This is a genomic window from Acidocella aluminiidurans (assembly GCF_055383125.1).
Genome location: NZ_AP031589.1, coordinates 414,250 through 426,803 on the forward strand (window position 1 = coordinate 414,250; position 12,554 = coordinate 426,803).

The window sequence follows — 12,554 nt, forward strand, 5'->3', positions numbered from 1 at the left end:
GATCTAGAGCAGGAGTGGGCTTTGGTGGCGGCAAGCGAAGGGCGGCGCAAGCGCGGCAAGGGGCGTTATATCATCGCCCTGGTGGTCATTCTCCTGGTGGCCTTCATCTGGTGGCGCCATAGCGGCCAGAAGCAGGCCGGGTATCGCCCGGCCGCGCAATCGGTGGTCACCGCCAAGGCGGTCAGCGGGCCGATGCAGGTGACCTTGGACGAGCTGGGCACCGTGACCCCCACCGCGACGGTGACGCTGCTGCCGCAGATTTCCGGCTATATCACCCAGATCGCCTTCACCGAGGGGCAGATGGTCCAGAAAGGCCAGTTCCTGGTGCAGATCGACCCGCGCCCCTATCAGATCCAGCTTGAGCAATATCAGGCGGCGCTGGCCAAGGACCAGGCCAGCCTGGACCAGGCGCGCTCCGACTATGCGCGTTATCTGAAGCTGGAGGCGCAGAACAGCATTTCCGCGCAGACCGTCTCGGACCAGAAATTCACCGTGGCGCAGGATGCGGCTTTGGTGCAATCCGACCAGGCGAATATCGACACCGCGAAGCTCGATCTGGCCTATTGCCATATCACCTCGCCGGTGACCGGGCGGATCGGCCTGCGGCTGGTGGATCTGGGCAATTACGTCACCTCCGGCAGCTCCACCGGGCTGGCGGTCGTGACCACCATCAGCCCGACCACGGTGGAATTCTCCGTCGCCCAACAGGATCTGACGCAGATTCTCGAACAGCTCGAACAAGGCCGAACCCTGCAGGCCAGCGCCTATGAGAGCGACGATGTGACCAAGCTGGAGGAGGGCACGCTCTCGGCCGTCGATAACCAGGTGAACACCTCCACCGGGATGGTGAAATTGCGCGCGGATTTCGCCAATACCGACAATAAGCTCTTCCCCAACCAGTTCGTGAATGTGCATCTGCTGGTGAAGACGCTGCGCAACGCGACCCTGGTGCCCAGCCCCGCGGTGCAGGAGGGTGCGCCGGGCGCCTATGTGTATGTGGTGCAACCCAACAACACGGTGAAGATGGTGCCGGTGACCACCGGGCCGACCGATGGCATCAACACCGTCATCACCAAAGGGGTAAGCCCCGGCGATGAGGTGGTGGTGGATGGTGTCGACCGGCTGACCGATGGCAGCAAGATCACGCCGTCGGGTACCGAGGCCGTGACCACCAACGGGGCGCAGGAAAATGTTACCCCGACGGCGACGACCCAGGGCAGCCCCCATGCGGGGCGGCATAAGAAACAGAACGGCCAGGCTGCCGCGCAGTGAACCCGTCCCGGCTTTTCATCCTTCGGCCGGTCGCGACATCGCTGCTGATGATCGCCTTCGTGCTGGTCGGGCTGGTGGCGTTTCAATATCTGCCGGTCGCGGCACTGCCGGATGTGAATTATCCCACCATCGAGGTGGAGACCTTCTATCCCGGTGCCTCGCCGGATGTGGTGAGCACCTCCATCACCGCACCGCTGGAGCGCCAGCTGGGCGAGATGCAGGGGCTCAACCAGATGTCGAGCCAGAGCTCGGCCGGGGCCTCGGTGATCACGCTGCAATTCGACCTGTCGCTGAGCCTGGATGTGGCCGAGCAGGAGGTGCAGGCGGCGATCAATGCGGCGGGCAATCTGCTGCCCTCCGACCTGCCGGCACCGCCGATCTACAACAAGGTGAACCCGGCCGACGCGCCGATCATGACGCTGGCGATCACCTCGAAGACGATGAACCTCATCGATGTGCAGCGTCTGGTGAATTCACGCCTGGCCTCGAAGATTTCCGAGATTTCGGGGGTCGGTCTGGTCAGCCTCGCGGGCGGCAATGAGCCGGCGATCCGCGTCGAGGTGAACCCGCAGGCGCTCGCCGCTTACGGCATTTCCATCGATAATGTCCGCACCGATATCGCCAATCTCAACGTCAATTCGCCGAAGGGCAGTTTCTCCGGCCCGGTGCAGAATTACACGATCAATGATAACGACCAGATCACCGATGCGTCGCAATATAACAATCTGGTCATCGCCTATAAGAACGGCACGCCGGTTTTCCTGAAGAATGTCGCCAAGGTGGTCTCCGCGCCGGAAAATGCCGAGCTGGGCGCCTGGGTGAACAGGACGCCGGCGATTATTCTGAATGTGCAGCGCCAGCCGAACGCCAACGTGATCAAGACGGTGGATGCGATCAAGCGGGCCTTGCCGACGCTTACCCAAGGGCTGCCGCCGGCGATGGATATTCAGGTGGTCAGCGACGGCACCACCTCCATCCGCGCCTCCGTGCGCGATGCCGAGTTCGAGCTGCTGCTTTCGATCTTCCTTGTCGTCGCCGTCATCTATCTGTTCCTGGGCAGTCTGCGCGCGACCGTGATCCCCAGCATTTCCGTGCCGGTGTCGCTGATCGGCACGTTGGCGGTGATGTATCTGTGCGGCTACTCGATCGATAATCTCTCGCTGATGGCGCTGATCGTCGCGACCGGCTTCGTGGTGGATGACAGCATCGTGATGATCGAGAATATCGCCCGCTATCTGGAGATGGGCGAGAGCCCGATGCAGGCGGCGCTGAAGGGGGCGGGGCAGATGGGCTTTACCATCATCTCGCTCACCGTCTCGCTGATCGCGGTGCTGATCCCGCTTTTGTTCATGGGCGATGTCACCGGGCGGCTCTTCTCCGAATTCGCGGTGACGCTGGCGGTGACCATCGTGATTTCGGCGGTGGTGTCGCTGACTTTGGTGCCGATGCTGTGCTCGCGGATTCTGCATGAGCATGCGCAGGAGCGGCCAGGGCGGATCGCGCTCTGGGCGGAGCGGCAATTCGCGCGCATCGTCGCCGCCTATGGGCGCGGGCTGAGCTGGGTGCTGGCGCATGCGGGGCTGACATTGGCGGTGTTTGTCGCGACGCTGGCGCTGACCGGGCTGATGTATGTGTTCATTCCGAAAAGCTTCTTTCCGGTGCAGGATACCGGGCAGATCCAGGGCATCAGCCAGGGGGCGCAAAGCACTTCCTACGCGGCGATGGCGCAGCACCAGCAGCAGTTGGCCGATGCGTTGCTGAAAGACCCGGACGTGGTCAGCCTGACCAGCTATATCGGCGTGGATGGCACCAACACCACGCTGAACCAGGGCCGCTTTCTGATCAATCTGAAACCAAAGAGCGAGCGCAGCCTTTCCGCCAGCGCGCTGATCCCGCGCCTGAACCGCGAGGTGGCGGGAGTGCCGGGCATCGCTCTGTTCCTGCAGCCGGTGCAGAGCCTGACGTTGGATACAAGTGTTTCGCCGACGCAGTATCAATTCGAGCTGGAGGACCCGAATAGCGGGGATTTCACCAGCTACGTGCCGAAGCTGATGGCGAAGCTGCAGAGCCTGCCGCAGATCACCGGTGTGGCGAGCGGGCTGCAGGCGGCGGGCAATTCGGTTTATATCGACATCAACCGCGCCAATGCGGCGCGCTACGGCATCACCCCGGCGACGGTGGATAGCGCGCTGTACGATGCTTTCGGCCAGCGCATCATCTCCACCATTTTCACCCAGAGCAACCAGTTCCGCGTGATCATGGGCGTGCCGGCGGATAAGATGACCTCCATCGCCTCGCTCGGGAACATCTATCTGCCCTCCTCCTCTTCGAGCGGCGGGGTGGTGCCGCTTTCGGCCATCGCCAGCTTCAGCGTGCAGAAAGTGCCGCTGGTGGTGGAGCATCTGGGCCAGTTCCCGGCCACGACCATCTCCTTCAACGTGGCGCAAGGGGCGACGCTTGGTGAGGCGGTGAATGCGATCAAGCGGGCGGAGACGCAGGTGAAGCTGCCAACCGCGATGCAGACCTCCTTCCAGGGCGCCGCGGCGCAGTTCCAGAGCTCGCTCTCCAACGAGGTCTATCTGCTGATCGCGGCGATCATCGCGGTCTATATCGTGCTGGGCGTGCTCTATGAGAGCTTCGTGCATCCGGTGACCATTCTCTCGACGCTGCCATCCGCGGGCATCGGCGCGCTGCTGTTTCTGTGGCTGGCGGGGGACGGGCTGGGGGTGATCGGGATTATCGGCATCGTGCTGCTGATCGGCATCGTGAAGAAGAACGCGATCATGATGATCGATTTCGCCTTGCAGGCGCAGCGCCATGAAGGCAAAGCGCCGCGCGAGGCGATTTATGAGGCGGCGCTGCTGCGCTTCCGGCCGATTTTGATGACGACGCTGGCCGCCTTGCTGGCCGGGCTGCCGCTGATCTTTGGCGGCGGCATGGGCTCTGAGCTGCGGGCACCTTTGGGGCTGGCCATCGTCGGCGGCCTGCTGGTCAGCCAGGTGCTCACGCTCTTCACCACGCCGGTGATCTATCTCGCCTTTGAGGCTTTGGCGGTGCGGCTGCGCGGGCAGCGCACATGAATATCCCGGCGATCTTCATTCGCCGGCCGGTGGCCAGCATCTTGCTGACCATCGGCATCGCGCTCTCCGGCATGCTGGCCTTCACCCGCATGCCGGTGGCGCCGCTGCCGAAGATCGCCTTTCCAACCATCCAGATCATGGCGCAGATGGCCGGGGCCAGCCCTGACACCATGGCCTCGACCGTGGCGGCACCTTTGGAGCGACATCTCGGCGCGATTGCGGATGTGACGGAGATGACCAGCCAATCCGGGATTGGCAGCACGCGCATCACGCTGCAATTCGGGCTGGACCGGAATATCGATGGTGCCGCGCGTGACACCGAGGCGGCGATCCAGGCGGCGCGGGCGGATCTGCCGACGAGCCTGCGCGCCAACCCGACCTATCACGAATTCAACCCGGCCGATATTCCGATCATGGTGCTCGCACTCACCTCGGATACGATGACGCCGGCGCAGCTTTATGATTCCGCCGATACCGTGCTGGAGCAGCAATTCTCCCAGATCTCCGGCGTGGGCGAGGTGGAGCTGGGCGGCTCGGCGCTGCCGGCGGTACGCGTTGAGTTGCAGCCGGGGAAGCTGGCGCAATATGGCATCGGGCTTGAGGATGTGCGCGCCGCCCTCGCCGGCGCCAACGCGAATGCGCCGAAAGGCTATTTCGATGTCGGCCCCAACCGCTATCAGCTCTACACCAACGACCAGGCGACGACGGCGGCGCAATATCGCGGGCTGGTGATCGCCTATCGCGATGGCCAGGCGGTGAAGCTCTCCGATGTCGCGGATGTGCGCAACTCGGTCGAGAACACCCAGAATGCCGGCTATTATAACGGCAAGCATGCGGTGCTGGTGATTGTCCATGCCACGCCGGACGCGAATATCATCAACACCGTCGATGACATCAAAAAGCTGCTGCCGACCTTGCGGGCCGCCTTGCCGCCTTCGGTGCATATCGGCGTGGCGATGGATCGCAGCCAGTCCATCCGCGCCGCCGTGGACGATACCGAGCGGACCTTGTTCATCGCCGTGCTGCTGGTGGTGGGGGTGGTGTTCCTGTTTCTGCGCTCGCCGCGCGCCACGCTGATCCCCGGGCTGGCGGTGCCGGTTTCGATCATCGGCACCTTCGGGCCGATGTATCTGCTGGGATTTTCCATCGATAATCTGTCGCTGATGGCGCTGACCATCGCCACCGGCTTCGTGGTGGATGACGCGGTGGTGGTGGTGGAAAACACCATGCGGCATCTGGAAGACGGGATGAGCCCGCTGGATGCGGCGCTGAAAGGCGGGGCCGAGGTCGGCTTCACCGTGCTCTCGATGAGCTTGTCGCTGATCGCGGTGTTCGTGCCGATTTTGCTGATGCCGGGGCTGCTTGGCATGTTGTTCAGGGAGTTCGCGGTGACGCTGTCGCTGGCGATCATCATTTCGCTGATCGTCTCGCTGACCATCACGCCGATGCTTTGCGCGCTGCTGCTGAAGCCGCCCTCACATGAGCCAGGGCGCAAGCGGCGGGTGCTGGACGCGATGGAGCGCGGCTTCACCGCCGCGCGCGATGGCTATGAGCGTTCGCTGCGCTGGGCGCTGCGCCATTCGCGGCTGATCGGGTTCGGCTTCCTGGTCACCATCATCCTCAACCTGGTGCTGTTCGTGGTGGTGCCGAAAGGGTTTTTCCCGGAGCAGGATACCGGGATGATCATCGGCAATATCCAGGCCGATCAATCCACCAGCTTCGCGGCGATGTCGGCGAAGTTGAAGCAGGCCCAGGCGATCATCCAGAAGGACCCGGCCGTGGCCTCGGCGGCCGGGTTCACCGGCGGGCGCTCGACCAATACGGCGATGATGTTCATCACGCTGAAGCCGCTCAGCGAGCGGCATCTCTCCGCCACCGCGATTGTGGCGCGGCTGCGCCCGCAGCTGGCGAAAATACCCGGAGCGCAGACCTTCCTGGTGCCGGCACAGGATTTGCGCGTCGGCGGGCGGCAGAGCAATGCCGAATATCAATACACGCTGACCAGCGATGATGCCGCGACGCTGCAGAGCTGGGTGCCGAAGATCGTCGCCGCACTGAAGCAGGACAAGGCGCTGCTGGATGTGAATTCGGATATGCAGACTGGCGGGCTGGAGACCGACATCAAGATCGACCGCGCCCAGGCATCGCGGCTGGGGCTGACGCCGCAGCAGATCGACGCGACGCTGTATGACGCGTTCGGCCAGCGGACGGTCTCCACCATCTATAATGAGCTGAACCAGTATGAGGTGGTGATGGAATTCGCCCCGCAATACCAGCAGACGCCGAATGATCTGAAACGCATCTATGTCAGCACCTCCGGCGGTAGCGCCAGCGGCACCAGCTCCACCCAGCTCGCCGCCGGGGCGGTGAGCAGCAGCACCAGCACGAGCGCGAGCAGCCTCACCAGCAGCGTGGCGCTGGACAGCGCCACCAATGCCGCCATCAACGCGATTTCCGGCAGCAGGAATTCCTCCTCCGGCACCGCGGTGAGCACCAACAAGGAAACCATGGTGCCGCTCGCCGCCTTCGCGACGGTGGCGCCGGGGACGACGCCGATTTCGGTGAACCATCAGGGCGGGCAGCTGGCGGCGACGATCTCCTTCTCGCTGCCCGGCGGCACGGCGCTGGGTACGGCAGCGGCGGAGATCCAGAAGACGATGAGCGATCTCGATGTGCCGCTGAGCATCAAGGGCAGTTTCGCCGGTACGGCGGCGGCGTTCCAATCCTCGCAAGCCTCCGAGAAGCTGATCATTCTGGCGGCGCTGGCGGCGGTCTATATCGTGCTGGGTATTCTGTATGAGAGCACCATCCATCCGCTGACCATTCTCTCCACCATTCCCTCGGCTGGCATTGGGGCCACCTTGTTCCTGCTGATGCTGAACACGCCGTTGACCATCATCGCGCTGATCGGCGTGATTTTGCTGATCGGCATCGTGAAGAAGAACGCGATTCTGATGATCGATTTCGCCCTGGCGCTGCAGCGTGGCGAGGGGATTGCGCCGGAGGAGGCGATTTTCCGCGCCGCCTTGCTGCGCTTCCGGCCGATCATGATGACCACCTTCGCCGCCGTGCTGGGGGCGTTGCCGCTGGCCATCGGCATCGGCCAGGGGGCGAGCTTGCGCCAGCCGCTGGGGCTGACCATCATTGGCGGGCTGCTGGTGAGCCAGGCGCTCACACTTTACACCACGCCGGTTCTGTATCTCTGGCTGGAACGGCTGGGCACGAAACTGCGCGGTGGGCGGGACAAGGCCGCGCCGCGTTCAGGTAGCATTGTGGAGGCGCCATGAGGCGGATTGCGTTTATCGGCCTGTTTGCCCTCTCGGGTTGCATGGTCGGGCCGAATTACCAGAAGCCGACGCTGGCGGTGCCCGCCGGCTATAAGACCGCGCCGGGCTGGGTGCAGGCGCAGCCGGCGGATGGCGCGCCGAAGGGCCAATGGTGGCGGAATTTCCAGGACCCGACGCTGGATCAGCTCGAAGCCCAGGTGGCGGTGAACAACGCCGCGCTGGCGGCGGATTTCTACGCCTACCAGCAGGCGGTGGCGTTGGCGCAGGAAGCGCGCGGCAATCTGTTCCCGACGCTGGCGCTCACCGGCAGCGCCACGCGCAGCGGGCAGGGGGGCAGTTCCGGCAGCCTTGGGGGGGCGAGCGGGCCGAAAACCTCCGGCACGTTCGAGGGGCAGGCGAGCTGGACGCCGGATATCTGGGGCAAGATCCGCCGCCAGGTGCAAAGCGATGTCGCCGCCGCGCAGGTGAGTGCGGCCGACCTCGCCAATGCCACGCTGAGCGCCCAGGCCAGCCTGGCGGAGGATTATGTGTATCTGCGCACGGCGGATGCGAATATCGCGCTGCTGAACCAGACCATCACCGCCTATCAGGACAGCCTGCGAATCACCCAGAACAAATATGATGCCGGCACCGTCGCGCAATCGGATGTGCTGACGGCGCAGACGGCGCTTGACGGGGCGCGGTCCAGCCTGATTTCCGAGCAGGCGACACGGGCGCAATATGAGCATGCGATCGCGCTGCTGACCGGCCATGCGCCGGCGGATCTCTCCATCCCGGACGGGCCGCAGATCGCCAGAGTGCCGGTGGCGCCGCCGCAGGTGCCGAGCACGCTGCTGGAACGCCGGCCCGACATCGCCGCCGCCGAGCGGAGCATGGCCGAGCAGAACGCCAATATCGGCGTGGCGGTGGGGGCATATTATCCGGATCTCAGCCTCTCGGCGCTGGGCGGGTTTTCGGCAACGCCGATCGGCGCCCTGTTCAGCGCCTCCAACGCGCTGTGGTCGTTGGGCGCCTCGGCGAGCGGGGATTTGTTCGAGGGTGGCGCACGCGCGCAGGCGGTGGCGGCGGCGAAGGCCGGCTATCTGGAGAGTGTTGAGACGTATCGCCAGACCGTGCTGAGCGCCTTCCAGGCGGTGGAGACGGATCTCTCCGATCTGCAGATCTATGCGGCGCAGGCACAGGTGCAGGCGCGGGCGGTGGCGGATGCGCAGCGCGCCGCGCAGATCGCGCTGAATGAGTATCGCGCCGGAACAGTGGATTATACCACGGTGGTCACGGCGCAGGTGACGCTGCTTTCCGACCAGCAGACGGCCTTGTCGATCCAGCAAAACCGGCTGCTGGCCAGCATCGCGCTGTATGCGGATTTGGGCGGCGGGTTCGAGGCCAAGGACCTGCCGAGCGCGGCGACGCTTCAGACCAAATTGCCGTTTGCGCCGTGAATGAAAAACGGGCCGGGAGTGATGTCCCGGCCCGTTTTGTTCAGTTCTGTATCATTCCCACTCGATCGTCCCAGGTGGCTTTGAGGTGATGTCGTAGGTCACCCGGTTGATGCCGCGTACTTCGTTGACGATGCGCCCGGCCACACGGGAGAGGAAATTGATGTCGAAGGGGTAGACATCGGCGGTCATGCCGTCGGTGCTGGTGACGGCGCGCAGGGCGCAGACCTGGTCGTAGGTGCGGCCATCGCCCATCACGCCCACGGATTTCACCGGCAGCAGCACCGCGAAAGCCTGCCAGATCGCGTCATAGAGCCCGGCGGCGCGGATTTCTTCCAGATAGATCGCATCCGCCTTCTGCAGGATGGCGACGGATTCGCGGCTGACCGCGCCCAGCACGCGGATCGCCAGGCCCGGGCCAGGGAAGGGGTGGCGGCCGACGATGGTCTCGGGCAGGCCAAGCTCGCGGCCAAGCTCACGCACCTCGTCCTTGAACAGCTCGCGCAGCGGCTCCACCAGCTTCAGCTTCATATAGTCGGGCAGGCCGCCGACATTATGGTGGGATTTGATGGTGACGGAGGGGCCGCCAAGGGCGGAGACACTCTCGATCACGTCCGGATAGAGCGTGCCCTGGGCCAGGAATTCCGCGCCGCCGATCTTCGAGGCTTCCTCATCGAACACGTCGATGAAGAGCTTGCCGATGATCTTGCGCTTGCGCTCCGGGTCGGTGACGCCGGCCAACTCGCCCAGGAACAGATCCGAGGCGTCGCGGTGGATGAGCTTGATGTTGAACTGGTCGCGGAAAACCTTCACCACCTCATCCGCCTCACCGGCGCGCAGCAGCCCGTGATCGACGAAGATGCAGGTGAGCTGGTCGCCGATCGCCTCATGGATCAGCGCGGCGGCAACCGAGCTGTCCACGCCGCCGGAGAGGCCGCAAATGACCCGGCCGGTGCCGACCTGGGCGCGGATTTTGGCGATTTCGGCCTCGCGGAAGCGCGCCATCGTCCAGTCGCCGGAGAGGCCGCAGACCTTGTGGGTGAAGTTCTTGATCAGCTGGGCGCCGTGCGGGGTGTGCACCACTTCCGGGTGGAACATCATGCCGTAATATTTGCGCTCGTCATTGGCGATGAGGGCGTAAGGCGCGCCCTCGGAGACGGCGACGGTCTTGAAGCCGGGCGGCGGGGCGGAAATATGGTCGCCATGGCTCATCCAGACCTGCTCGCGCGCGCCGACGGCCCAGGTGCCCTCGAACAGCTCGCAATCGGCGACGACATCGATATGGGCGCGGCCGAATTCGCGGATTTCAGCGCCCTTGGCCGTGCCGCCCAGCTGCACGCACATTGCCATCTGGCCATAGCAGATGCCCAGCACCGGCAGGCCGCTCTCGAACACCCAGTCCGGGGCGCGGGGGCTGCCTTCATCGGCCACGCTGGCCGGGCCGCCGGAGAGGATGATGCCGGCGGCGCCGAAATCGCGCATACGCTGCACATCCGCGTTGAAGGGGAGGATCTCGCAATAGACGCCGCTCTCGCGCACGCGCCGGGCGATCAGCTGGGTCACCTGGCTGCCGAAGTCCAGGATCAGGATTTTTTGCTGGCTCATGCGCCCAACTAGAGGAGGGCGCGGGGCTTTGCAACAGAGGGGAAGCGCGGTTCAGGCATTTACGTCGAGCAGGGTCTCGATCGGGTCCCAGGCGAAGGCGATCCGGGGGATTTCCTCACCGCCGACCCAGGTGGTGCCGGTGGCGATCTGTTTGCCGCCGAGATGCTGGTAGAAATAGCGGGACGGATTCTCAGCCAGCACCCAGGCATAGACCGAGCGGCAGCCGAGCCGGGCCAGATGCTTGGCGGAGCTGCGTAGCAGCTGCCCGCCCAGCCCGCGGTCGCGGTAATCCTCATGCACATAGAGGGTCTCGATCTCGCCATCGCCCAGGGTTTTCTCCCGGCAGCGGGCGGCGCTGGAGAAGCCGAGAATCGGCGGGGCGCCGGGCTCGCCATAGCAGGAGATCACATGCAGTCCGCCGCCGACGCGGATGCCGTGCTCATAATAGGCGCAAAGCCGGTTGAGGGAGAGGTTGGCGAGATAATCGTCAGGCAGCAGATTGGCATAGGCGCTGCGCCAGGTCGCCACATGCACAGCGGCAATGAAGCTGGCATCGGACAACCGGGCGCGGCGTATGGAAATCAAGCGGCACGCACCATGATGGCGGCGAAGAACCCGTCCGTGCCGTTGCGGGCCGGGGAGAGGCGCAGATGCGCGGAACCTTTGAGCGCCTCGGGCGCTTCCAGGGGCAGGACGGAGAAATCAGGATGACGCGCCATGAACGCCTCGATCTGTGCTTCGTTCTCATCTTGCAGCACGGAGCAGGTGGCGTAAACCAGTCTTCCGCCCGGCTTCACCAGTTTTTGCGCGCGGTCGAGAATCTCCGCCTGCTTCACGGTCAGCTCGGCCAGATCCGTCTCGGTGAGGCGGGCGCGGGCGTCCGGGTTGCGGCGCCAGGTGCCGGTGCCGGTGCAGGGGGCGTCCACCAGCACGCGGTCGAATTTCTTCTCCTGGCGCTTCACCCATTTATCGCCTGGTTCAAGCAGATGGCGCTCGGCATTATGCACCCCGGCGCGGCGCAGGCGCTTGATGGCGCCGTCCAGCCGCGGTTCCGAGACGTCGCAGGCGACGATATGTCCCTTATTCGCCATGCCCATCGCGATGGCGAGGGTTTTGCCGCCCGCACCGGCGCAGAAATCCGCGACGCGCATGCCGGGCTTGGCGTCCACCGCCAAAGCGATGAGCTGGCTGCCCTCGTCCTGGATCTCCACCAGCCCGTCCTGGAAGGCTTTGCCGGTGGTGACGGACTGGCGGTTGCGCAGGCGCAGGCCCCAGGGGGAGTATTCGGTGAGCTCAGCCCGCAGCCCCTCGGCGGCCAGGGCCATGCGGGCGCCCTCGCGGTCGGTTTTCAGCAGGTTGACGCGCAGATCCAGCGTCGCGGGCTCGTTCATCGCCGCCATTTCGTCCGAAAGGGTGGGGCCGAACTGGGCGCGCAGCTTGGGCAGGATCCAGTCCGGGATCTCGAATTTCACCGCTTCCGGCATGTCCGGATGTTCCAGCGTGCGGGTGGAGAGCTTTTCCAGGAGCGCCATTTCCTCGGGCTGCAGCGGCGGCGGCCCGTAGCGGCCGGAGACGAAGGCCGCGGCGATTTTCCCCGGGGTTTGGCCGGAAAACAGCGCCTGGGCGGCCAGCAGCAGCCGGGGCGTATGCGGGGCGCGGTGATAATCCAGCCACCAGCCCAGATGCCGGCGGGTGCGCAGAACCCCCCAGACCAGGGCCGAGACGGCGCGCCGGTCGCCGCCGCCGATAAAGCGGCGGGTGCGGAAGAAATGGTTGGCCACCGCGTCAGCAGGGCGGGGATCGGCTTCGATGAGGCCGAGAAGGTCGATGGCGGCGGCAAGCTGTCCGGCGGGTGTCATGGGGCACCCGTCGCG

Annotated in this window: 7 protein-coding genes; 4 read left to right on the plus strand and 3 right to left on the minus strand. The window is 64.8% G+C overall.

All coding sequences use genetic code 11. The annotated features are described in order from the left end of the window. Nucleotides 1-24 precede the first annotated feature (24 nt). From ACZ46S_RS02240 to ACZ46S_RS02255, 4 genes are read left to right on the plus strand one after another with little or no spacing between them, the layout of a single operon-like run. Nucleotides 25-1,272, plus strand: coding sequence for an efflux RND transporter periplasmic adaptor subunit (locus tag ACZ46S_RS02240; protein WP_464063199.1), 1,248 nt, complete (start codon nt 25-27; stop codon nt 1,270-1,272). After that, entirely contained in the window at nt 1,269-4,352 is a 3,084-nt protein-coding gene (locus ACZ46S_RS02245) for an efflux RND transporter permease subunit (protein WP_464063200.1), read from the plus strand. The genes ACZ46S_RS02240 and ACZ46S_RS02245 overlap by 4 nt, the downstream gene beginning before the upstream one ends. Then, complete coding sequence (locus ACZ46S_RS02250; RefSeq protein ID WP_464063201.1) at nt 4,349-7,639, plus strand: efflux RND transporter permease subunit; 3,291 nt, start codon at nt 4,349-4,351, stop codon at nt 7,637-7,639. The genes ACZ46S_RS02245 and ACZ46S_RS02250 overlap by 4 nt, the downstream gene beginning before the upstream one ends. Further along, nucleotides 7,636-9,078, plus strand: a complete 1,443-nt coding sequence (locus tag ACZ46S_RS02255) for an efflux transporter outer membrane subunit (protein ID WP_464063202.1) — start codon at nt 7,636-7,638, stop codon at nt 9,076-9,078. The genes ACZ46S_RS02250 and ACZ46S_RS02255 overlap by 4 nt, the downstream gene beginning before the upstream one ends. Nucleotides 9,079-9,129: 51 nt before the next feature. Here ACZ46S_RS02255 and guaA read toward each other — a convergent pair whose 3' ends face one another. From guaA to ACZ46S_RS02270, 3 genes are read right to left on the minus strand one after another with little or no spacing between them, the layout of a single operon-like run. After that, nucleotides 9,130-10,680, minus strand: a complete 1,551-nt coding sequence (gene guaA, locus ACZ46S_RS02260) for a glutamine-hydrolyzing GMP synthase (RefSeq protein WP_464063203.1) — start codon at nt 10,678-10,680, stop codon at nt 9,130-9,132. Between the two features lie 51 nt (nt 10,681-10,731). After that, the gene (locus tag ACZ46S_RS02265) at nt 10,732-11,265 is read right to left on the minus strand and encodes an N-acetyltransferase family protein (RefSeq protein ID WP_464063204.1); all 534 of its coding nucleotides are present in this window, start codon (nt 11,263-11,265) and stop codon (nt 10,732-10,734) included. Beyond that, nucleotides 11,262-12,539, minus strand: a complete 1,278-nt coding sequence (locus ACZ46S_RS02270) for an RsmB/NOP family class I SAM-dependent RNA methyltransferase (protein ID WP_464063205.1) — start codon at nt 12,537-12,539, stop codon at nt 11,262-11,264. Before ACZ46S_RS02270 ends, ACZ46S_RS02265 begins: the two co-directional genes overlap by 4 nt. Nucleotides 12,540-12,554: the final 15 nt, after the last annotated feature.